This is a genomic window from Gardnerella bivia, from assembly GCF_049262715.1.
Taxonomy (GTDB): domain Bacteria; phylum Actinomycetota; class Actinomycetes; order Actinomycetales; family Bifidobacteriaceae; genus Bifidobacterium; species Bifidobacterium vaginale_A.
Window position 1 is genome coordinate 1,008,878 of the sequence record NZ_CP058399.1, and the last position, 24,097, is coordinate 1,032,974.

Annotated in this window: 19 protein-coding genes; 17 read left to right on the plus strand and 2 right to left on the minus strand. The window is 38.5% G+C overall.

Annotated elements, in window-relative coordinates; translation table 11 throughout:
* The first annotated feature begins 48 nt into the window (after window positions 1-48).
* From HXT27_RS04030 to HXT27_RS04045, 4 genes are all read left to right on the plus strand, one after another.
* Complete coding sequence (locus HXT27_RS04030) at window positions 49-366, plus strand: hypothetical protein (protein WP_082266207.1); 318 nt, start codon at window positions 49-51, stop codon at window positions 364-366.
* Between the two features lie 86 nt (window positions 367-452).
* A complete protein-coding gene (gene orn, locus HXT27_RS04035; RefSeq protein ID WP_103042919.1) occupies window positions 453-1,160 on the plus strand; it encodes an oligoribonuclease in 708 nt (235 codons plus the stop codon).
* An 18-nt stretch (window positions 1,161-1,178) separates the two neighbouring features.
* Window positions 1,179-2,690 carry a DEAD/DEAH box helicase gene (locus HXT27_RS04040; protein WP_103042920.1) on the plus strand — a complete coding sequence of 504 codons (1,512 nt, stop codon included), beginning with the start codon at window positions 1,179-1,181 and terminating at the stop codon, window positions 2,688-2,690.
* Between the two features lie 151 nt (window positions 2,691-2,841).
* Window positions 2,842-4,683, plus strand: a complete 1,842-nt coding sequence (locus HXT27_RS04045) for a proline--tRNA ligase (RefSeq protein WP_103042921.1) — start codon at window positions 2,842-2,844, stop codon at window positions 4,681-4,683.
* Between the two features lie 422 nt (window positions 4,684-5,105).
* On the opposite strand, the gene HXT27_RS04050 is transcribed toward HXT27_RS04045, so the two are convergent.
* Window positions 5,106-5,588 (minus strand): single-stranded DNA-binding protein, encoded by a 483-nt coding sequence (locus tag HXT27_RS04050; RefSeq protein ID WP_103042922.1) that lies wholly within the window; start codon window positions 5,586-5,588, stop codon window positions 5,106-5,108.
* Window positions 5,589-6,039: 451 nt separating this feature from the next.
* Window positions 6,040-8,184, minus strand: coding sequence for a M13 family metallopeptidase (locus HXT27_RS04055; protein WP_075523096.1), 2,145 nt, complete (start codon window positions 8,182-8,184; stop codon window positions 6,040-6,042).
* Window positions 8,185-8,343: 159 nt separating this feature from the next.
* On the opposite strand from HXT27_RS04055, the gene map reads away from it, so the two are divergent.
* The 13 genes from map to HXT27_RS04120 all read left to right on the plus strand — a co-directional run bounded on the left by map (window position 8,344) and on the right by HXT27_RS04120 (window position 23,940).
* Complete coding sequence (gene map / locus HXT27_RS04060) at window positions 8,344-9,117, plus strand: type I methionyl aminopeptidase (RefSeq protein WP_075523097.1); 774 nt, start codon at window positions 8,344-8,346, stop codon at window positions 9,115-9,117.
* Between the two features lie 50 nt (window positions 9,118-9,167).
* On the plus strand, window positions 9,168-10,316 hold the full coding sequence (gene prfB / locus HXT27_RS04065; RefSeq protein ID WP_075523098.1) for a peptide chain release factor 2: 1,149 nt from the start codon (window positions 9,168-9,170) through the stop codon (window positions 10,314-10,316).
* A 120-nt stretch (window positions 10,317-10,436) separates the two neighbouring features.
* A complete protein-coding gene (gene ftsE, locus HXT27_RS04070) occupies window positions 10,437-11,966 on the plus strand; it encodes a cell division ATP-binding protein FtsE (RefSeq protein WP_233186093.1) in 1,530 nt (509 codons plus the stop codon).
* A complete protein-coding gene (gene ftsX / locus HXT27_RS04075) occupies window positions 11,963-12,886 on the plus strand; it encodes a permease-like cell division protein FtsX (RefSeq protein ID WP_075523100.1) in 924 nt (307 codons plus the stop codon). The genes ftsE and ftsX overlap by 4 nt, the downstream gene beginning before the upstream one ends.
* Before the next feature lie 294 nt (window positions 12,887-13,180).
* The gene (locus HXT27_RS04080) at window positions 13,181-14,518 is read left to right on the plus strand and encodes a CHAP domain-containing protein (RefSeq protein WP_233186118.1); all 1,338 of its coding nucleotides are present in this window, start codon (window positions 13,181-13,183) and stop codon (window positions 14,516-14,518) included.
* Between the two features lie 100 nt (window positions 14,519-14,618).
* Complete coding sequence (gene smpB, locus HXT27_RS04085; protein ID WP_103042924.1) at window positions 14,619-15,113, plus strand: SsrA-binding protein SmpB; 495 nt, start codon at window positions 14,619-14,621, stop codon at window positions 15,111-15,113.
* Window positions 15,114-15,480: 367 nt separating this feature from the next.
* Window positions 15,481-16,389, plus strand: a complete 909-nt coding sequence (locus HXT27_RS04090; RefSeq protein WP_103042925.1) for an ABC transporter substrate-binding protein — start codon at window positions 15,481-15,483, stop codon at window positions 16,387-16,389.
* A 30-nt stretch (window positions 16,390-16,419) separates the two neighbouring features.
* On the plus strand, window positions 16,420-17,421 hold the full coding sequence (locus tag HXT27_RS04095; RefSeq protein ID WP_422113097.1) for an amino acid ABC transporter permease: 1,002 nt from the start codon (window positions 16,420-16,422) through the stop codon (window positions 17,419-17,421).
* Window positions 17,422-17,505: 84 nt separating this feature from the next.
* A complete protein-coding gene (locus tag HXT27_RS04100) occupies window positions 17,506-18,408 on the plus strand; it encodes an amino acid ABC transporter ATP-binding protein (RefSeq protein ID WP_103043551.1) in 903 nt (300 codons plus the stop codon).
* Between the two features lie 147 nt (window positions 18,409-18,555).
* Window positions 18,556-19,533: an ABC transporter substrate-binding protein gene (locus HXT27_RS04105; RefSeq protein ID WP_075523293.1), complete on the plus strand. Its 978-nt coding sequence runs from the start codon at window positions 18,556-18,558 to the stop codon at window positions 19,531-19,533.
* Window positions 19,534-19,599: 66 nt separating this feature from the next.
* On the plus strand, window positions 19,600-20,478 hold the full coding sequence (locus HXT27_RS04110; RefSeq protein WP_296156356.1) for an amino acid ABC transporter permease: 879 nt from the start codon (window positions 19,600-19,602) through the stop codon (window positions 20,476-20,478).
* Between the two features lie 64 nt (window positions 20,479-20,542).
* Entirely contained in the window at window positions 20,543-22,450 is a 1,908-nt protein-coding gene (gene glmS, locus HXT27_RS04115) for a glutamine--fructose-6-phosphate transaminase (isomerizing) (protein ID WP_103042927.1), read from the plus strand.
* Between the two features lie 14 nt (window positions 22,451-22,464).
* Complete coding sequence (locus HXT27_RS04120) at window positions 22,465-23,940, plus strand: ABC transporter substrate-binding protein (RefSeq protein ID WP_103042928.1); 1,476 nt, start codon at window positions 22,465-22,467, stop codon at window positions 23,938-23,940.
* The last annotated feature ends 157 nt before the right edge of the window (window positions 23,941-24,097 follow it).

Sequence of the window (24,097 nt, forward strand, 5' to 3'; positions counted from 1 at the left end):
AATTATTATATAGTTAGTGGGATATCCCACTAAAAATGAGGTGATTTTGTGGAAGTAGTGAAAGATTATGACGTTCGTCTTGATAGTAAAAAGCGTGTAACTCTGCGTGGTGCTAAATATCCTTATTACAATGTTAAAGAATGTGATAATGGTTGTATTTTATTAGAACCTCGTGAACTTACTGTTCCAAAGAGTATATCTTCTAGAACTCTTAAAAGTATGGATGAAGCAATTCGCAATTTTAAAATTGGCAAAGTCTCTGAACCAGTTGATTTTTCTGACGAAGCTCGTCGTCAAGCTGAAGCTCATGAGGGAAAATCATTTAATAACACAGATGAACTTATGCAGGATTTATTAGATGCTTAAATCAGTATTTCGTACAACTTAGTTCATAGTAGTCTCTACGAAGATGTAGGCTGATGGGTTCGAAAAAATATTAGGAAAGGATAAAAATGGTTGAAGCTAAGGAAGATCTTACGTTTACTCCGGAAGAATCGCGCTTAATTTGGATTGATTGCGAGATGACTGGTCTTGATATTTTCCACGATGAATTATGCGAAGTATCTGTAGTTCCAACCGACTTTAATCTGAAAGTTTTGGACGATGGCATTGATTTAGTAATTAAGCCAAGCGAAGCTGCTGTGGCTCATATGAATGATTTTGTACGCAATATGCATACGTCTTCTGGGCTCGTTGATGAGTGGAATAAGAACGGTTTGCCACTAGAAGCAGCGCAAAAGCAGGTTGTTGAGTACGTAAAGCGTTTCTTGCCAGCTCGCGGGAAAGCGCATCTTGCAGGAAATTCTGTTGGATCCGACAAAAAGTTCCTCGACCGTTACATGCCAGATTTAATGGCAAATTTGCATTATCGCGTAATAGATGTAAGTACGTTGAAGGAGATTTCTCGTAGACTTTACCCAGACGTTTATCGAAATAAGCCGGCAAAACACGGCGGTCACCGCGCGCTCGCGGATATTATTGAGTCGATTGACGAGCTTCGTTACTATCGCGATATGATGTTCGTAAAAGCTCCAGGTCCAAGCGAAGCACAGGCAAAAGCAGGTGCACAGCACATTGAAAGCACGAGCTTGCTTCGCGATTACGAAAATCGTGGAGAAGCGTTAGAAGACGTAAATTCCGCAGAAAAGCGCGATTATTAAACACACAAGGTACTGCCAATGAAGCAATCTGAAGCCTTAAGCATAATTGACGCTGGTGCAAGCGTATTTGTTACTGGTGCTCCTGGTTCAGGTAAAACATATGTGTTGAATAAAGCTGTTCGTTCATTGCGTAAGAATGGATTAAGTGTTGCTTTAACAGCTTCAACAGGTATTGCTGCTACGCATTTGAACGGACAAACTATTCATTCATGGAGCGGGATTGGCGTATCTAATACTCTTACAGCTACTCTTCTTAAAACTATTCGTTCTCGGCGTGCTAAAAATATTAAAGCTACTGATGTGCTTGTTTTGGACGAAGTTTCAATGATTCATGCGTGGCTTTTTGATATGGTTGATGAAGTTTGCCGTAAAATACGCAAAAATTCTGCTCCTTTTGGAGGATTGCAAGTAGTTATTTCAGGTGATTTTTTTCAGCTTCCACCTGTGAGCACATCTGCTAGAAATCGTGATATGTTTGATCCAAGTCCTGAGTTCAATTCTTCGCGTAAAAGATATGCTGATGCAGGTAAGAATCCTGAAGGATATATTACAGAATCATTTGCTTGGGACTCTTTAAATCCTACTGTATGCTATTTAACTGAGCAGCATAGGCAAGATGACGAAAAGTTACTTGATGTTTTAACTGATATTCGTTGCGGTTCTGTAACCTATTGCGATAAACAGCTGCTTGCTGGACGTCTTGGTGAGTATCCTAAAGATGATTCTGTTGCTGTGCATCTTTTTCCAACAAATTCACAGGCAGATGGTTTGAATAATGTTAAGCTTAATTCAATTGATGGCGAATCTTATGAGTTTGTTGCAACTGGTGATGGACCTAAAGATCTAGTTGAACGATTGAAGAAGAATATGCTTGCTCCAGAGCATTTAGTATTAAAAGCTGGAGCTGCTGTAATGGCTTTAAGAAATGATCAAGACAAACAGTATGTGAATGGTTCAATTGGTAAAGTTTTAAGATTTACTGCTTCATCTAAAGGTGGCTGGCCTATTGTTGAGTTTGAAAACGGTAATATTGTTACTCTTAAGCCAGCTACTTGGGAAATGACAGACGGTGAAACTGTTCTTGCTAGTGTGAATCAAGTTCCGCTTCGTTGCGCTTGGGGGATTACGATTCATAAATCACAAGGCATGACTCTTGATGCTGCTGTAATGGATTTGAGAAGGACTTTTGCGCCTGGAATGGGTTATGTTGCGCTTTCTAGAGTAGAAAATCTTGAAAGTCTTTACTTAGAGGGAATTAACGATCGCGCGTTTAGTGTTTCTGCTGACGCTGTTCTTCTTGATAGCGTATTGCGCCAATCTTCACAGCATGCAAGTGAAATGCTTGCTAAAGATGGTGCAGTTGCTTTTGTAAAAAATAATAATGAAGACGATTATGCGAAAATACAAGAGCTTGATGTCTTTGCAAACAATCACAAAGATGATGCTGTTAATGCTAATGCTGATGATGCTGTCAACGATGAAAAAGATGATGCTGTCAACGATGAATTTGTATTTAACGATGAATTTTGATTGCATATAAATGAAGTTGAAATATATGTGAATATGGTAGTGAATATTGTAGTAAATATTGTAATGAATATGGATTAACAATTATGCATAAACTATTGTATATGTGCTTAAACAAGTGTTTATGTCCTCATGCGCAAATAGATTGGAACGCATGAATTCCAATGTACTTCGTATGTCTAATATGTTTCTTCGTACGCTGCGCGAGGATCCTGCAGATGCGGATGTGACTTCCGCAAAACTAATGCAGCGCGCAGGATATATTCGTAAATCCGCTCCGGGCGTGTGGACGTGGTTGCCGCTTGGTTTAAGAGTTTTAAATAAAGTTGAAGCGATTATTCGCGATGAAATCAATGCTATTGGTGCACAGGAAGTCCACTTCCCGGCACTTCTTCCGCGTGAGCCTTATGAGGCTACTAACCGTTGGGAAGAGTACGGAGACAACATTTTCCGCCTTAAAGATCGTCATGATGCTGACTATCTTCTTGCTCCTACTCACGAGGAAGTTTTCACTCTTCTTGTAAAAGATATGTATTCTTCTTACAAGGATTTGCCAGTTACTTTGTATCAGATTCAAACAAAGTATCGCGATGAGTTCCGCCCTCGTGCAGGTCTTATTCGTGGACGCGAGTTTATTATGCAAGACGCTTACTCGTTCTCTATTAACGAAGATGGTTTGAAGTCTGCTTATGTTGACGAGCGTGCTGCTTACGCTCGTATTTTCGACCGTTTAGGAATTAAGTATGTGATTGTTCATGCTGTTTCTGGTCCAATGGGCGGCTCTGATTCTGAAGAGTTCTTAGCTCCAATGCCAATTGGTGAAGATACTTTTGCTCTCGCGCCTTCCGGGAAAGCTTGGAATGTTGAGGCTTTGACAACTCCAGAAATGCAAGATGTTGATTACTCAGCAACTCCTGCTGCTCTTGCTCTAGAAACTCCAGATGCTAAGACGATTGAAGCTTTGGTTAAGGTTTCTAACGATTTGCATCCTCGCGAAGATGGCAGAGCTTGGCAGGCAAGCGATACTTTGAAGAACTTGATTATTGCTGTTAAGCATCCTGCTGACGCTGAAGGTGGCGAGCACGAGGAGCCATGGCGCGAAATAGTTGCAATTGGTATTCCTGGCGACCGACAAGTGGATATGAAACGTCTTGAAGCTCAGTTTGCTCCTGCAGAAATTGAAGAAGCAAATGAGGAAGATTTGAAAGCTCATCCTGAGTTTGTTAAAGGATACATTGGATTTAGCGTATTAGGTCCTCAAGCTCGCCAGGATGGTAGTGGAATTGAAAATCCAGTTCGCTACTTGATAGATGCGCACGTTGCAAAAGGCAGCGCATGGATTACAGGAGCGGACGAGGAAGGAAAACACGTTTATGACGCTGTTTATGGACGCGATTTTGAAGCGGACGGTGTTGTTGAAGCAGCTCTCGTTCGAGATGGAGATATGAGCCCAGATGGTTCTGGTCCGTTAAGTTTTGAGCGTGGCGTGGAAATAGGTCAAGTGTTCCAGCTTGGATTAAAGTATTCTAAAGCCTTGGGCTTAAGCGTTCTTAATGAAAACGGTAAAGCTGTGCCAGTGTGGATGGGTTGCTATGGTATTGGCGTTAGCCGTGTGATTGCGTGCTTAGCGGAAACTCATCATGATGATTCTGGTCTTGCGTGGCCAATGGCGATTGCTCCAGCTCAAGTTCATGTTGTTGCAACCGGAAAAGATCAAGTTGCTTTTGACGCTGCTGAAAAGGTGGTTGAGGAGCTTGATAAGCGAGGAATTGAAGTAATCTTTGACGATAGAGCAAAGGTTTCACCAGGTGTAAAGTTCAAGGATGCTGAGCTTATTGGTGTTCCTCTTGTTGTTGTTGCAGGTCGAGATACTGTGAACAATGGAACGATTGAAATTCGCAATCGAGATGGCTCAAACGTTGAAGCTGTTCCAGTTGAGGATGCAGTGGATCGCATTGTAAGGCGCGTGACGACCTGCTTGAGCGCTGCGATTTAGCGCGCAAAAGCAATTCGGAGCGCCGAGCTTGCTTAGTATTGAAAGTCCAGTGGACTTTCAATGCAAGCGAGGTATGACTTTGTGTTTTTAACGAAGGCATGGTGGGTTTGTTTGGTTTCACTTTAGGGATTGTGTGTTGAGTGTAGTGCGTGACGACCTGCTTGAGCGCTGCGATTTAGCGTAGCTTTTTAAACTGAGTCACAACTTGTGAAACTTGCCGTCAGGAATATTGTTATATTCGCATATTAAAGCGTTTTATATGAAGAATATAGATATTCTTGACGGCAAATTATATAAACAAGTTATATAAGCAAGTTAAATTATAGGCAAAATTTTATATAAGCAAGTTATATAAAATTTAGTTTTTAATTTACAAAAATATTTGTGTTATAGACCAAATATTTTTATTTGCTATCTTTCACCTAAATATCTAAATCACTGTCAAATTCCTTATTTACAGATTGTGAGTTAGAATTAGATTTTTCAATATTATCATTCCCAGTTTTGTTGATATTATTAGGTTGATTACTATTTGACTGATTTGCATGCTTTGTGAATTGAGTAGTTCCACGATTGAGATCGTGTCCGATTGCAGAAGCTTCTAAGATTACTCTGCTATAGTCAGATCCATCTTTTTGCCATGCTTCAGTGTTTAGAATTCCACATACAACAATCGCATCGCCTTTGTGTACACTTTGCAATACGTTACTTGCTAAGTTTCTGTATGCTTTTACTGTCATCCATGTTGTTGGTTTATCTACCCAATGTTTTTCTTCAGCATGATAGTAAGAAGGTGTATTGGCTATACGTAGCGAACATGCTGTAGTTCCTCCATTTCTGCCAAATTCTATAGGGTCTGCGCTAACATACCCACTCATAGTAATAGTTGCTTGTTGCTGAACCATATTTAATCCTTTCACAAAATTGGACTGCAGCTATTTCAGCCCCGAAACCAGAGCCTTCATTGCCCCTGAGCTTCGCAGCTCTCAGGAAACGCTGCAGTACTATCTACTATGAAGTATGTTCGAAGTTTTGCATAGAAAAAAATGCTTTTGTGGTCAGAAGTTATCTTCTATCCACAAAAGCATTAAAATCTTGACTTTTTAATTGAAAAGAGTTACTAAGTTCAATCGAGTATGTAGTAGTAGCTTGCTTTTGAAATTCAAATTATAAAATAGTAGATGATAGTAGAAAATAAATAATTGCGCTACTTGCACTATTTAGTTACTACTATCATCTATTCATCTATCTTTTATTCATTTATTCATCTATTCACTTATTCATTTATTCATATTTTGGTCTATAGTCACATATTTTAAATCTTTAAATCTCTTAAAGTATTTAAAACACTATGCTTTACCAAATATGCACACGCTCGCTTGGAGCAAGCCACATTTCATCGCCTTCTTTAACGCTGAAAGCATCGTAGAACAAGTCCACGTTGCGCGCAATTCCGTTAGTGCGGCATTCGGCTGGGGAGTGTGGGTCGATTTGAAGGTATTGCTCTGCAATCTCATTACGAGCTTTGGAACGCCACACAAGCGCGTAGCTTAAGAAGAAGCGTTGCAAAGCAGTGAAGCCATCAATTGCAGGAGCGTTTAACAAAGTTTCGCGAATTGCATCGTCACTTCCGTCAATCTCTTGCCCATTGCTCTTTTGCAAAGCAAAAGCGTACGCTTTAAGCGCAATAGTTACGCCGCTTAAATCGCCAATATTTTCGCCGATTGTTAAAGCACCGTTTACGTGAGGCATTGCATTGCGCTCTTCTTTGCTCTTTAAGTGAGAGTATTTAACAATAAGTTGCGTTGGCGTAAAAGCATTGTATTGCTCAATAAGCGCTTTAGTGCGCTCAGTAAAGTTGGTTTTGTCTTCTTCAGTCCACCAATTGTTAAGAACACCATCGCCATCGTATTCGCAACCTTGATCGTCAAAACCGTGACCGATTTCATGACCTATCACAGCACCAATAGCACCGTAATTTGCTGCGTCTGGAGCGCTCGGGTTAAAGAATGGAGGTTGCAAAATTGCAGCGGGGAACACGATTACGTTAAGCAGCGGATCGTAGTAAGCGTTCACAGTTTGCGGAGTCATCTGCCATTCTTCACGATCCACAGGCTTTCCAGCTTTTGCAGTATACCTACCAAAGATAAATCGAGAAACTTCGCGCATATTTTCAATTAAGCCAGCGTATTCCTTAATATTTAGCGCAGAGTAGTCAATCCAATGGTTTGTGTAACCAATATTTGGCTCAAACTTGCTAAGCTTTTCCAAAGCCTTTGCCTTAGTCTCCTCACCAAGCCAGCTGCTGTGAGAAATAGATACGCGGTATGCGTTAATAAGATTGCTAACTAAGCCTTCCATATACTTTTTAGAAGACTCAGGGAAGTGCAAGCGCACGTACTCGCGGCCAACTTCTTCGCCACAAGCATCGTCAACAACTCCGATTGCGCGCTTCCAGCGGTCGCGCTGCTTGGTGGCGCCAGAAAGGACTTTGCCGTAGAAGTCAAATTTCGCTTGCGCAAAATCTTCGCTTAACATGCTTGCCCAGCACAAAATCACATGAACGCGTGCCCAAAGCTTTAGATCTTCTAAGTCAGCTTCTTGCCAAATCTTATTCAATCCTTCTATAAAGCTTGGCTCGTGAACTACTACTTTGATAAAAGCTTTACGAAAATCTATTGGCTGATTCTTTGCTTCTTTTGAATTATCGTAAGCTTTTTGAGCAGAGTCTAAGAAAGCGTCAAGATTTAACGCTTCAAGTGTTTTTGCTAAATCAGCATAATTGTAAGGATTATAAGTTTTTTGAGAATCGCGTGTTGCTACATTATCCCAATGTTTGCTCGCGATTTGTGTTTCCACCTTCAAGAAACGTTCCGATTGCTCGCTTGTAGTAGTGGCATCTCCGTAACCAGCTAATCGCAGCAACTTTGCTACCATTTTTACGTATTCAGCGCGAATCGGAGCGTAATTATCTTCGCGATAGTATGCTTCGTCTGGCAAGCCCAATCCAGCCTGCTCAATGTGCATAATATTTGTCTTAGGATCTTTAGGATCGCCGTAAACACCAAAAGCAAACATTGCATTTGGTCCGCCGTAAGGGTTAAGCGTGCCGAGAGTGCGAACCAAATCTTCCTTGCTGTTAGCTGCATCAACAGCATCTAAATCGCTTTTAATTGGCGTAATTCCAGCTTTTTCGATAGCTGCAGTATCCAAATAGTTACGGTATAAAGCTTGAGATTTTTTGGCTGAGCAGTCTTCGCTTTCTAAAATATCTCGAATTTGCTTCTCTGCATCTTCTGCGAGTTTGTGAAAAGCTCCGAACATTGGTCTGTCTTCTGGAAGAGTGTAAGTGTCAATCCAAGGACCATTTACATAGCGGAATAAATCGTCTTGTGGGCGAATAACTGATGAGAAGGAAGCTGGATCAAAATCTACAGGAGAAATCTCTTTCTTTGCTTCCTCAATATTGTTATTATTGTTGTTTTCATTGTTATTAAGCATGAGCCTAGCTTACAAGTATTAAGCGACAGTGTTTGTTGTAAAGTGTGCGTTGATATATTTTTATTATTTTCTAATTATTTGCAGCTTTTTTGTTTCATTTTCGTCTTATTTTTGCGCTATTTTCGTGCTATTTTCGTGCCTGCGCGTTAGTCTTAAAGCATGATTGAACTTAAAACTCCATCTGAAATTGAAGCGATGAAACCTGCAGGTCGCTTTGTCGGTAGTATTCTTAAAGATTTGAAAGCAATGACTAAAGTTGGAACGAATCTTCTTGAGATTGATGACTTCGTTCGCCAACGCATTATTAGCCGCAAAGGTGCGTCTTCTTGCTATGTTGACTACGCTCCTGATTTTGGAACAGGTCCTTTTGCGCACTACATTTGCACTTCTGTAAATGATGCTGTTCTTCACGGTGTTCCGTTTGATTACAATCTTAAAGATGGCGATTTGCTAACTCTCGACTTAGCAATTAACGTTGATGGTTGGGTTGGGGATTCTGCTATTAGTTTCGTTGTAGGAAAGCATGCTGATCCTGAGGATTTGCGTTTGATTAAGTGCACTGAGGAAGCTTTACAAGCTGGTATCAATATGGCGCAGCCGGGGAATCGCCTTGGAGATGTTTCTGCAGCTATTGGATGCGTTGCTCATGATTATGGTTACAGTGTAAATCTTGAGTTTGGTGGTCACGGAGTAGGCCATATTATGCATGGTGATCCGCATGTTCCTAACGATGGAACTGCTCATCATGGTTATAAACTTCGCCCAGGCTTGGTAATTGCTATTGAACCGTGGTTCTTAAAGACTACTGACGAGATTTATCAAGATCCTAAGGACGGTTGGACTCTTCGTTCTGCTGATGGTTCTCGCGGTGCGCACACTGAACATACGATTGCAATTACTGAGAATGGTCCGGAGATTTTGACCGTACGCTAAAATTTGAATAGTAATTGCGTAAAACGTATATAAAGAGGTACTTTAAGTAAATGGCGGAATTTGATTTTGCTCAAGCGTTAAATGATGTTGAAGCAAAGTATTCTTCTATTGCTAAAGCAATAGACGTTGAGACACTAAAAAATACAATTGCAGATTTAGAAAAGCAAGCTGCAGAGCCTGGGCTTTGGGATGATTCCGAGCGTGCTCAGAATGTTACGAGTAAGCTTTCTGCATCTCAATCTCAATTGAAGCGTTTACAAGATGTAGAACAACGTATTGAAGATGCTAAGACTTTAATTGAGCTTGGTCAAGAAGAAGACGATGCATCTTCCATGAACGAAGCTCAAGAAGAGCTTGTAAATATTGCTCATGAGTTGGATGATATGGAAGTTCAAACTCTTCTTGACGGCGAATATGATGCGCGTTGCGCAGTTGTTACGATTCGATCTGGCGCAGGTGGCGTGGATGCTGCTGATTTTGCGCAAATGTTGCTTCGTATGTATTTGCGTTGGGCTGAGCGAAATGGCTACAAAACTAAGATGATGGACACGTCTTATGCAGAAGAAGCTGGTATTAAATCTGCTACTTTCCAAGTAGATGCACCTTACGCATATGGTCGTCTTTCTGTGGAAGGCGGAACTCACAGAATGGTTCGTATTTCTCCTTTTGACAATCAAGGTCGCCGTCAAACTGGTTTTAGTGCAGTTGAAGTAATTCCTTTAGTTGAAGCTACAGATCATATTGATATTCCAGATTCCGATATTCGAGTTGATACTTTCCAAGCGTCTGGCCCTGGCGGACAAGGTGTGAACACAACGTATTCTGCTGTTCGTATTACGCATTTGCCAACTGGATTAGTCGTTTCTATGCAAGATGAGCGTAGTCAGATTCAAAATCGTGCTGCTGCTATGTCTGTTTTGCAATCGCGTTTGCTTGTGCTTAAGCATCAAGAGGAAGCTGCAAAAAAGAAGGAGCTTGCTGGTGATATTAAAGCAAGTTGGGGAGATCAGATGCGTTCTTACGTACTTCACCCTTACCAAATGGTGAAGGATTTGCGTACCGGCTACGAAACTTCGCAAACTCAAGCTGTTTTTGACGGTGATATTGACGGTTTTATTGAAGCTGGTATCCGTTGGAGACATGAGCAAAGAGTTGAAGCTCAAAAAGAAGCTGAAGCTCAAAAAGAGGCGGAAATGTGATGTTTGCGCGTCTAACAAAAATATGAATCTTTGTGCTTTTATGTAGAATTTTGTAGCTTTACATAATTATATGCAATACAGAACTAGATAATAAAAGTAGGATAATAAAGGAAAGTCAACATGTCACTGATGTCGTTAGAACATGTGTCTAAGATTTACCCGAAGGGTTCGCGTCCAGCTTTAGATGATATTTCTTTAGATGTTAATCGCGGTGATTTCGTATTTTTAGTAGGCGCTTCCGGATCTGGTAAAACTACTCTTTTAAGTTTGCTATTGCGTGAAGAAGAAGCGAGTAGCGGAGAGATTCATGTTGCAGGCAATGATTTAAGACGCTTAGCAAATCGCCAAGTTCCTCAATATCGCAGATCTCTCGGATTTATATTCCAGGATTATAAGCTTTTAAACAATAAGACTGTTTATCAAAATGTTGCTTTTGCTTTAGAAGTGATTGGTACGAGTAGAGCTACTATTCGTTCGCTAGTTCCGCGTGTTTTAGAAACAGTTGGATTAACAGGAAAAGAAAATAATTATCCTCATGAGCTTTCAGGTGGTGAAGCTCAACGTGTAGCTATTGCTAGAGCGTATGTAAATCATCCTCAAATTATTCTTGCCGATGAGCCTACTGGTAATTTAGATCCGACTACTTCTCTTGGAATTATGGAAGTTCTAGATGCTATTAACAGAACTGGCACAACTATTGTTATGGCTACGCATAACGAAGAAATCGTGAATTCTATGCGTAAGCGTGTTGTTGAGTTGCATGCTGGCAAGATTGTTCGAGATGAGCGTGAAGGCTCTTATGATTCTGCTCTTTATTTTCCAGATGCTGATGTTGAGCAAAATTCTAAAGCTCAGCAATCTGTTGATTTATCTTATAAAAATAGCGAATCAGAATCCGCCAAAACAGAAGAAAATAAAAATGATTCGTATAATAATTCTGCCTCAACTGCATCTTCGAAAAATAATGCGAATGAGTTTGATAGCGATAGCGAAAATGCGTCATCAATTGACTCTTCAAAATACGATGCAAAATCTGAAAAAGTTGAATCTGATTCTAAAGAACGTGAGAGTTCTAATAATTCGCAATCTTCAAATTCTTCTAGCTCATCTTCTAGTTTTTCGTATAGTAGTGAATTCAAGAATGGTGCTCAACATAAGAGATTGTCTAAAAAAGAGCTTCGAACATTACAAGCTCAGCAGGCTTTAGATTTAGTTGCTAATACTTTGAAGAATTCAGAATCTGAAAATGAGGGTATTGCGCGTTTAGCTCAGTCAGTGCATTCCGGTCGTACAGGTCGTTATGGTGAAGTTTTCCAATCTTTGGAAACAACTATGACATGGGGGCGCGGATTAGTGTTGGATTCTGGTAATGATTCTGAGTCTGGTCATAGTTCTGAGCTTGGTTTGGATCATAGTTCGGATCCAAATTCTGGTTCTAATAATAATCCTCCTGCTCCTCCAGCTCCTCCTGAATTTAATAAAAATGATAAAAAGCGCTCTGCGTCTAGTAGTTCTAAAGCTGATTCTTTAGAGCAAGGAAAGAATAATGCTGAAAATAGCGATAATAATTCTGCTAATGGTTCTTTCAGTAGTAATTCTTACGCAAATGATGAAGATGCAAATTCTATTATCGATGGAGAGAATAAATGAGATTACGATTCATATTTTCAGAAACATGCATAAGTTTACGCCGCAATGTTTCTATGATTCTTTCTGTCATGCTAGTTACGTTTATTTCGTTCCTTTTCATAGGTTCTTCTGTGTTAATGCAAGCTCAGATTACTAAAGCTAAAGGTGATTGGTACGATAAAGTTGAAGTTGTTGCATGGCTTTGTCCTGACGGAACAAGTCAGTCTGCAACCTGTGCTTCTGGTAAAGCTCCAACTAAAGAAGAGATAGTTAAACTTGAGGAAGTTGTTAATCAAGAGCTTGGAGATGACGTTTCTCACATTACGTATGTTAGTAGGGAAGATTTTTATAAGAATACTTTTTTGAAACAATATCCACAAGGAATTTATCAAGGTCGTACTCTTACTGCTGCAGATATGCAAGATTCTTTACGTTTGAAATTGCGTAATCCTATGAAATATCAAGTTGTTTCTGAAGTCCTTTCAGGTCGCAGCGGCGTTGAAAGTGTTGTCGATCAGCGTCAAATTTTTGATCCTGTTTTTAGTGTATTGAATCGAGCTACTGCGATTACAGTCGTATTAGCTGCTGTGATGGTTATTGTTGCTATTTTGCTTACTGGCACGACTATTCGTATGTCTGCTGCTTCTCGTAAGCAGGAAACAGAAATTATGCGACTTGTTGGTGCTTCAAATTGGACTATTCGCATGCCGTTCATTCTTGAAGGTGCTATAGCTTCATTCATGGGTTCGCTACTATCGGGTCTTGTGTTGAGTGCCGTTGTAAAAGTGTTTATTACAGATTGGCTTGCTCAAAAAGTTAAGTGGATGCCATTTGTCAATCAAGCTACTGTATGGGTGACTGTTCCAATGCTTGTTATAGGTGCTGTAGTTCTTTCTATTATTGCTTCTTCTGTTGCATTGCGTAGATATTTGAGAGCATAATACTCAAGAACTTAAAAAGCTGTACTTAAGATTTAAAAACTGTACTTAAGACTTAAGATTTAAGACTTAAGGCTTAAAAACTTAAAGGATTGAGAACTTAAAAACTTAAAGACTTGTACTTAAAAGGTTTATTTAACTTATTTAAAGTGTGAATTTTATATGATTCTTTTACTTTTGTAAGTTTTTATAATTCAATTAAAATGTTATACTTACACGAACAGAAGCGTTGAAAGGATGATTATGAAGACTGTAATGAACTTCAATAGTCGTTTTCATATTGCGATTAGTATGTTCATGGCTTCTACATTAGTTCTTTTTAGTTGTATAGCAATGTCTTTGTTTACTGTTTCTCCTGCGAATGCTGTTAGTATGCGAGAATACAACAGGAAATTGCAAAACAATGCTGCATTGCGTAAAAAATTATCTGGAGTTAGTAAAAAACTTGCAGATAAAATAGTGGAATTAAATGATCTTAATGAGCGTCAAATTCCTAATCAAATTCGTGCAGCTGAGCAAGCTCAACAGCAGTCTGAACAGGCTCGTAGTCTTGTTGAATCAACTAATCAACGTCTTGAATCTGCAAAAAAAGATAAGCAAGATTTAGAAGAGAAAATTAAGCAAACTGGTGCAGATTATGATGATGCAAAAGCAGCTGTTGCACAGCTTGCGCGCGAAAGTTTCCATGGCTCTAGTTCTTCGCATATTATGGCTATGCTAACTAATTCCACAACTACAGAACAGTTTGTAGGGAAGTTGCAATCTGATTGCGCTGTTGCTCGTAGTGAGTCTAATGCGGCTCATAATGCTGCTGTAACTCTTAATAATTCTATGAATCGCAAGCAGCGTTTAGAAGCTATTGAAGCAGAAATCGCAAAGCTAAAGCAAAAAGCGCAAGATCAAGCAAAAAGCGCTGAGGCTGCTGCTGCTGCTGCTAGAGATAAGCAAAAACAGTTGCAAGATTTGCGAGATCAGGGTGATGCGATTCGTAAACAATTGGAGAGTGAAAAGAGTAGTTTGAAATCTCAGCAAGCTCGTGAAGCTGCAGAGATTATTCAAATGAAGTCTGCAATTGATGCTCAAGCTAGAGCTTTAGCTAATAGTCCTCTTGCTCGTCTTGATCCTAGGAATGGTAATCGTCAGCAAGGTGGTAGGCGTATATCATTGAATCGTCCTGTTTTGCAGCCTATGCCTGTTTCTGATGGTTTTGCTAATGGAATGGATTACACTGTTCCTGGAAATTGTCCTGAGGGTTCTGGATTCTGTTACGGGCATAACACTGGAAATACTGGCGGACCTGTTACGTATCCTGCGCGTAATTGCACTCTTTGGGCGTATTTGCGCAGATCGCAATTATCACTTCCTGTTGCAACTCATATGGGTAATGGTGCTGATTGGGCTAATACTGGTCGCCGTTATGGCTATTTAGTTAATAATATTCCTCATGTTGGTGCAGCTATGGTGTTCCCTCGTGGTGCAGCTGGATCTGACAGAATGTATGGGCATGTTGCGATTGTTGAGCGCGTGAATTCCGATGGATCTGTTTTGATTTCTGAAGGCGGAGTTGTGTTTTCTACTTTCCCTCATTACAGAACTATACAAAATGCGTCTAGATACGAGTTTGTGCATTACTAATATGTGATTTGTAGTCTAAATAATAGATAGCTTCTTGTAATTTTTATGAGGAGCTATTTTATTAAGAATTTTATAAGAAGCTAGTATTTTGGAGTGAAAAGTGGATAAGAAACCTGCTCAAGATGGTACTTTAACGGTTGCTAATAATCGTAAAGCTTACCATGATTATGCTGTTGAGGATTGCTATGAAGCTGGTCTTGCTCTCACTGGTACTGAAGTAAAATCACTTCGTGAAGGTCGCGCTTCTTTAGCTGAGTCATTTGTAAGTATTGATAGACGTGGTGAAATGTGGTTGGAAGGTGCGAATATTCCAGAATATTTGAATGGAACTTGGAATAATCACGCTCCTAAACGTAAACGTAAATTATTACTTCATGCTATTCAAATTGCTAAGCTTTCTAGGCAAACAGAAGCTAAAGGATACACTGTTATTCCTTTGAGATTATATTTTCGTGGCAGTTTCGTAAAAGTTGAGATTGCTTTAGCTAGAGGTAAAAAAGAATTCGATAAGCGTCAAGCTTTGCGTGAAGAGCAAGATAAGCGTGAGGCATTGCGTGCTATGCGATATAAAAATTTGCGTTCTCGTGCTATTTGATATTGTTTTAGCTATTTTGTATGAGTTTTATCTTTGTAAAAGAAAGCATTTTAACTTTTTCGATATTGCATGTAGATGCTTGTTTTAGTAACAGTAGTTTTCAGAATAGTAGTTTTAGAAATAATAATATTAGCAATAGTAATATTGCAGATTGTTAAATTGTTTCGCGACACATAATTATTCATTTTTATGAATAATATACAGTTTTATTTTTGCGTATTCTTATTATTGCGCTAAATCGCTGTATGTGTATTCTTGTTTATGCAAAACTTGTATAAATTCTGCCCTAAATTGTAACGTTCTCCTGTATAGTTATACATATCAATGTAAATTATTTATTTTTAAACACTGATTTTAGGAGAAGGTTATGTTTAAATCCGTTAAGAATGTTTCTGTTGCTGTTTCATCGTTATTATTGTTAAGTCTTTGTGCATGTGGTCCAGCTGATTCACAGGCGTCTGATCCAGATATTGCAAGAAGTTATGATGTCAACTCGATTAAAAAAGACCCTGAAATTGCTGCAATGCTTCCTGAAGATGTTATTAAAAGCGGTGAACTAACTGTAGGTGTAAATGTAAGTTATGCTCCTGCAGAATTTTTTGCTGCAGATGGAAAAACTCCTGTTGGATATGAAATTGATTTTTCTAAAGCTTTAGCAAAAGTATTTGGATTGAAAGCTAAGATCGTTCATGCTCCATTTGATGCAATTATTCCTGCTATTGGTAGTAAATATAATGTTGGAATTTCTGGTTTTACTGTTAATGCAGAGCGAATGAAAAGTGTTGATTTTGTAACTTATGCTAATGCTGGATTATCTTTTGAAGTTCGTAAAGGAAATCCAACTAAAGTTAATCCAGACAATTTATGCGGTAAAAAGGTTTCTTTACAAACTGGTTCAGTAGGGGAGCCTGTTATGGAAGAAGCGAAGAAACAGTGTGAAGTAAAGAAAGATAAGCCGCTTGAAATTATGAGTTTCAAAGAACAAACTGATGCTACTGTAGCTTTATTATCAGGTAGAGCAGATGTTATGTATGCTGATACTCCTGTTGCAGGTTATGCGTCTATTAAAAATGATGGAAAATTGGAAATCATAGCTAATAGTAAAGATTCTGAGCCAATGGGTGCTGCTGTCAAGAAGGGTGATTCCAAGATGCTTAAGGCTGTTAAAGCTGGTATTGATAAGCTTATGCGCTCTGGCGTTTATAAAGACATCTTGAAAAAATGGGGTGTTGAAAATGTTGCTGTTGATAAGTCAGTTATAAATCCTGAAGTTTAAGCATGTTTAAACAATTTTGGAGTAAATATTATGGACTTAAAAACAGAACAATTTTCTAAAAATAACTCTTCTGAAGAACAGTTTGAGAAGATTTTGCCTGTTAAGAAAATTGGCCCTATTGTTGCAGGTATTGTAAGCGCAATTATTGCATGTGTTCTTTTATATGGTATTCTTACGAATCCTCGTTTTGAATGGGATCAAGTTGGAATATATCTTATAAGCAATAATGTTCTTTCTGGTATTTTCTGGACTTTGTGGTTGACTTTGCTTTCTATGGTTATTGCGATTGTGTTGGCGCTTTGTTTGGCGATGATGCGTAAGAGTGTTAATCCTGTTTTGCGTGGTGTTAGTTGGTTTTTTATTTGGTTTTTTAGGGGTACGCCTGTTTATACTCAGCTTGTGTTTTGGGGTATGTTTGCTGTTCTTGTTCCTAAGTTGAGTTTGGGTGTTCCGTTTACTAGTGTGGAGTTTTTCTCTATTGATTCTAATGTTGTTATGACTTCTTTTAATGCTGCTGTTATTGGTTTGTCTTTGAATGAGGCTGCGTATTTGTCTGAGATTGTTCGTGCTGGTTTGGAGGCTGTTGATGTTGGTCAGGTTGAGGCTGCTAAGTCTTTGGGTATGTCTCGTTCTTTGATGATGTGTCGTGTGGTTCTTCCTCAGGCTATGCGTATTATTGTTCCTCCGTTGGGTAATGAAACTATTGGTATGTTGAAGACTACTTCTTTGGTTTTGGCTGTTCCTTTTACTCTTGAGTTGCAGTTTGCTACGAATGCTATTGCTAATCGTATTTATAAGCCTATTCCTCTTCTTATTGTTGCTAGTGTTTGGTATTTGGTTATTACTTCTGTGTTGATGGTTTTGCAGTCTATGTTAGAAAAGCATTTTGGTAAAGGCTTTGAAGCACGAGATATTGTAAAACATACGCAATTGTATGCAAATACGGATCAGCGTACAGATGAGTCGTTAAAAGTTCAGCAAAAAAATGTTCAAAAGCGTAATGATGCTACTATGTTAGGTTTTAATGCTTAGTGATAGCATATTTACATTATTTGTGTGATTTTAAGGATGATAATTTAGTAGTATTATCAATGGTAGTTATGACGGGGTGTGAATATGGATACTGAAAATAATGAATTTGTTAATAAAAATATAGATGATTCTAAGTCTTTTGAGGATAATACTTCAGAAGATGCAAGCAATAGTCTAGATGATGCAAGCAATAGTCTAGAAGATGCAAATAGTACTTCAACTGTTGCAGTATCTTTAACGAATGTTCAAAAATCTTTTGGATCTATTCAAGTATTAAAAAATATAAATATTACTGTTGATTCTGGCAGTGTAACAGTTATTTTAGGCCCATCAGGATCTGGTAAATCTACTTTATTGCGTTTAATAAATCAACTTGAAACTCTTACTTCTGGGAGCATATGTATTTATGGAAAGCGTATTGGAGTAAAGAAAGTAATATATAAAGGTAAAGAGCGTCTTCGAGCTCTTAACGATAAAGAAATTTCCAAACAGCGCTCTAAGCTTGGAATGGTATTTCAGCGTTTTAATTTGTTCCCACATATGACAGCATTAGAAAATGTTATGGAAGCTCCTGTTCATGTGTTAGGAATGAAAAAACAGGATGCGCGTGATTTAGCAATTAAAGAGCTTAAACGAGTTGGAATGCTTGAACGCATGAATCATTATCCTGCTGAGCTTTCTGGAGGTCAGCAACAACGTGTTGCAATTGCTCGTTCTCTTGCTATGAAGCCGGAGATTATGCTGTTTGATGAACCAACGTCTGCTCTTGATCCCGAACTTGTTGGTGAAGTTTTGAATGTTATGCTAGATCTTGCAAAAGAAGGTATGACTATGATTGTTGTGACTCACGAGATTGGTTTCGCAAAAGAAGTAGCAGATCAGGTTGTGTTTATGGATGATGGAATGGTTGTAGAGCAAGGCGATGCAAGTATTATTGACAATCCTAAAACAGATAGATTGAAAGATTTTCTTAAGCATGTTCTTTAGCTTATAGCTATGCAATTTCTTGTAATCAAAACTTCATGTACTTTGCTTACATAAATTTTGTATGAATTCTTATGAAAGCTATGATTGTTTATGTGTTGATAGTGGTAAAGTTGTGAGCGTATTTGCTATCTTGCTTTAAGGGATCTTATGATTGAAGAACGTTTTGATGCTACAAATAACAATTTGCATCGTAAAAAGAGGTTTTCTTTATTACCTCCTTCTCGTTTGATACGTTCTATTGCTGCTTTTATTTCCGCAACACTAATAGGTATTTCTGGAGCATGTGGAACATCTGACGTAGAAGGTAGCGATCCTTTATTATCTCGCAGTTATAACGTTAATAATATTAAAAAAGATGAGAAAATAGCTTCTCTTCTTCCTAAAAAGATTTTAGAAAGAGGAGAACTCGTTATGGGAACGAATATTGGTTATGCTCCTGCTGGATTTTATGCTCGAGATGGCAAAACTGTAGTTGGCTATGAGATTGATCTTAATAAAGCATTGGCAAAGCTTATGGGAGTTAAGCTAAATATTGTAAACGCTCCATTTGATGCCATTTTGCCGTCTGTTGGAACTAAATTTGATATAGGTGTTTCTGGCTTCACTGTTAGCAAAGAGCGAGAAAAGTCGGTTGATTTTGTGACTTACGCGGATGCTGGTTTGCTATTTGTTGTTCGTAAAGGAAATCCAACGAAAGTAAATCTTAATCATTTATGTGGCAAAAAGGTTTCTGTTCAAGTTGGAACTACAAGTGAATCTCAAATGTATGATGCTCGTGACTTGTGTAAGATTAAAAATGATTCTCCTCTTGATGTTCTTCCGTTTAAAGAACAAACTGATGCTACAACGGCTGTAGTAGCAGGGCGAGTAGATGTTATGTATGCTGATACTCCTGTTTCTAGTTTTGCTATTGAACAAACAGATAATCAACTTGAGCCTTTAGGTAAGAGTAAGGATAAAGCTTTGATGGGTATTATTACGCAAAAAGGCGATGAGCAGCTTGTTAAGGCAATTCAAGCTGGTATAGAAAAACTTATTCAAACAGGTGATTATAGAAAGATTATGGAGTCTTGGGGAGTTGAAGATATTATGATTAAGAAACCTGAGATAAATCCTAAAGTATGATTTTTGCTTTTGTTAATTTGCAATATATATGCTGATTTTGATTGTGTCTAGTGTAATATTGTGAGTATGCTTTCTAAAGAGAATAACAATGATAAGATTTTGCCAGTTAAAAAAATTGGCCCTATCGTTGCAGGCATAATCGTTGGGGTAGTGTCTGTATTTTTACTGTATTCTATAGCTGCAAATCGTAGATTCGAGTGGAATATAGTACTTAAGTATATTTTCAATGAAAATGTTCTTTCTGGTATTTTCTGGACTTTGTGGTTGACTTTGCTTTCTATGGTTATTGCGATTGTGTTGGCGCTTTGTTTGGCGATGATGCGTAAGAGTGTTAATCCTGTTTTGCGTGGTGTTAGTTGGTTTTTTATTTGGTTTTTTAGGGGTACGCCTGTTTATACTCAGCTTGTGTTTTGGGGTATGTTTGCTGTTCTTGTTCCTAAGTTGAGTTTGGGTGTTCCGTTTACTAGTGTGGAGTTTTTCTCTATTGATTCTAATGTTGTTATGACTTCTTTTAATGCTGCTGTTATTGGTTTGTCTTTGAATGAGGCTGCGTATTTGTCTGAGATTGTTCGTGCTGGTTTGGAGGCTGTTGATGTTGGTCAGGTTGAGGCTGCTAAGTCTTTGGGTATGTCTCGTTCTTTGATGATGTGTCGTGTGGTTCTTCCTCAGGCTATGCGTATTATTGTTCCTCCGTTGGGTAATGAAACTATTGGTATGTTGAAGACTACTTCTTTGGTTTTGGCTGTTCCTTTTACTCTTGAGTTGCAGTTTGCTACGAATGCTATTGCTAATCGTATTTATAAGCCTATTCCTCTTCTTATTGTTGCTAGTGTTTGGTATTTGGTTATTACTTCTGTGTTGATGGTTTTGCAGTCTATGTTAGAAAAGCATTTTGGTAAAGGCTTTGAAGCACGAGATATTGTAAAACATCAATTAAAAAAGTAAATTTATTTGCATATAATGTGTAAATCTTGAGATAAACAACTATATTAAAGTACAATAAAAGATTATGTGTGGCATTGTTGGATATGCAGGTTTTGGAAAGATTTGTTCTAAACCTTTGCAAGTTTGTTTAGATGGATTAGAGCGTTTAGAGTATCGTGGATATGATTCTTCTGGTGTAGCTCTTGTAGCTTCCGGGATGAGTGTTGCATCTGTGCGTAAAAAAGCAGGTAGGCTTTCTAATTTACGTAATGATATTATTGAAAATCCTATGCCGCAATCTAGTGCAGCAATAGGTCATACGCGTTGGGCTACGAACGGCGCTCCTTGTGACGTGAACGCACATCCTCATACAAGTGCAGACGGAAAAATTGCACTTATTCATAATGGAATTATTGAAAATGCTGTTGTTCTAAAAGAGCAGCTTCATGAAGAAGGCTATGAGTTTTCTTCACAAACAGACACTGAAGTAGCTGCAAAATTACTTGGGAAAATTGCTAATGAGATTGTAGAAGAAACTGGTAAGCCGGACTTGTTTGCTGCGATTCGTCGTACTGCAAAAATGCTTAAAGGCGCTTTTACTCTTTTAGCAGTTGATGTTCGTCAACCTGGTATTGTTGCTGCTGTTCGTCACGATTCTCCGCTAGTGGTTGGTATTGGAGATAATGAGTATTTCTTAGGGTCTGATGTTGCAGCTTTTGTTGCTTATACAGATCGAGTTTTAGAAGTCGGTCAAGATCAGGCTGTGTGCGTTGGAGATATTGATGGTTCTGGTAAATCAATCCTTTTGCTTACGGATTTTAGTGGGAAAGTAGTCGATAATCCTACTTTCTTTACTGTAGATTGGGATGCGTCCGCAGTAGAAAAAGGTGGATGGGATTCCTTTATGGATAAAGAGATTCATGAAGATCCTCATGCTGTCGCAGATACTTTAAGAGGAAGATTTGATTCTAAAGGAAACATAATTCTCGATGAAGTTCGTATTAGCCAAGATGTATTGCGAGCAATAGATAAAATAATCGTTGTTGCTTGTGGAACTGCAAGTTATGCAGGTTTAGTTGCAAAATATGCTATTGAACATTGGGTTCGTGTACCTGTAGAAGTTGAATTAGCTCATGAATTCCGTTATCGTGATCCTATTTTAACGCATCGCACTCTTGTAGTTGCTATTTCACAATCTGGTGAAACTATGGATACGCTTATGGCTTTACGTCACGCACGCGAGCAGGGTAGTAGAGTGTTAGCAATATGCAATACTCAAGGTTCTAGTATTCCTAGAGAGTCTGATGCTGTGCTTTACACACATGCTGGCCCAGAAATCGCTGTTGCATCAACTAAAGCTTTTGTGGCGCAAATCGTGGCAGCGTATATGCTTGGTCTTTATTTAGCTCAAGTAAAAGGCACAATGTATCGCGATGAAATACAGCAAATCGTAATGCAATTAAAAGCTATGCCGGATAAAATTCAAGAAATACTTGATTCTCAAGAAAATGCTATTTTGCAGGCTGCTAAAAGGACTTTAGAAGCTAAATCTTTCTTGTTCTTAGGAAGACATGTAGGCTATCCAGTTGCAATGGAAGGCGCTCTAAAGCTTAAAGAAATTGCATATACTTTTACAGAAGGTTTTGCAGCCGGAGAGTTAAAGCATGGTCCTATTGCGCTAGTTGACGATGGGGAACCTGTTGTTGTAATCGTTCCTTCATCTCGCGGACGTGACGTTTTGCATTCAAAAGTAATCTCAGGTATTGAAGAAGTAAAAGCGCGAGGTGCTTTTACAATAGCAGTTGCTGAAGTTGGTGACTTGGATGTTGAACGTTATGCGGATATAGTTTTCTGGAGACCTAAGTGTCCAACTCTTTTAAGTCCTCTTGTTGATGTTGTTCCTTTACAAATATTCGCTATGGACATGGCTAAATTAAAGGGTTATGACGTTGATAAGCCTCGTAATCTTGCTAAGTCAGTAACTGTTGAGTAGCGTGTAAAAATTATATGTGTGCGCATAAAAGTAACATTTCAAGGCTTGACTTTAAATTTGTTAGATACTTTAGAATTCCTTATGTGTTTCGTAATTCTTTGTATCGCTTTTTAATATTGCTTTTATGTGCTATTTTCGTAATTTTTTCTGGTGCTTGTGGATCTGCAGATTTTAGAACGCATATTACTGTTTGGTCTTGGGAGCCAAGCATGAAGCGTATCGCGAAAGAATTTGAAAAAAGTAATCCAGATGTTCGCGTTACTGTTAAAGATACGAGTGGTTACAATGTTCTAAATAATGCTATTCAAGACGGTTATGGTATGCCAGATGTAGCGCAATTAGAGTATCACGCTTTGCCTCAATATGCTGTTAGTGGTCAGTTGCTTGATATTACAGATAGAGTTAGAGATACTAGAACTTTTTATACTCCTGGAACTTGGTCATCTGTTAAGTTAGGGGATAGGGTTTATGGTTTGCCTATGGATTCTGGTCCTATGGCATGGTTTTATAACGATGATGTGTTTCGTCAAGCTGGAGTAGATGCATCAAAAATTCATACTTGGGAAGAATATAAACATGCAGCTCGAAAATTGAAAGATATTGGTGTTTATATTGCTGCAGATTCGGGTGATGCTAGCTTTTATGATGCGATGATTTGGTTAGCTGCAGGAAGACCTTTTGTAACTTCGAATGATGGAAAAACTGTAACCGTGCGTTTAAATGAAGATGAAGGAACGAAGCAATTCACTAAGTTCTGGCAATCTATGATCGATGAAGGTCTTATTGAAACTAGACTTAATACGTGGTCTTCTAGTTGGAAGGCTGCTATCGGTGATGGGAAAGTGGCGTCAGTTTTTGCTGGAGCTTGGATGACTTCTTTGCTGTTATCTAATGTTCCAGGTAGTTCTGGATTATGGCGTGTTACTACTGTTCCTACTTTGCATGGTGAGAATAGAAATGCTGAAATGGGTGGTTCTGCGTTATCTGTTTTGCAATCTAGTAGGAAACCTGAGGCTGCTATGCGTTTTGTGGATTATGTATGCCATAGTTCTAAAGGAATTCGTATTAGAGTAGATGGTGGAGCTTTTCCTGCAGATATTGTTACGTTACACGATGAATCATTCTTGAATAAAACAACAGTACGTGATTTACGTGGTATTGACATACCTTATTTTGGAGGTCAAAAATTTAATCGTATTTTTTCTGTTGCAGCAGATTATGTTGATACAAGATACAAGTATCTTCCGTTTGAAGTTTATGCTCGTAGTGATTTTAGGTCAACAGTTGGTCAAGCTTATGATTGGAGTCGTAAATCTCGCGCGCGATTAGAAGTGCAAACAATGATCGATGCTGGTATAACTAATGCTGATGGTTCTCAATTAAGTCTTCCAGATGATCCAGGTCCTAGAATTTCTTTAGAAAAGGGTCTTGCTTTGTGGCGCAAAGATTTGCAAGAATACGGATATAATCAAGGATTTGTTGTTCGATAAAATCAGATTATATATGTGCATGTTATTCCTAAATCATATATGCATATCTGTTTCTTGACTTTCTAATACTAAATAATCCACCAAAGTAATGCTAGATAATACTAAGTAGTACTAGATAATGCTAAGTAATACTAGATAGTGCTAGATAGTGCTAAAT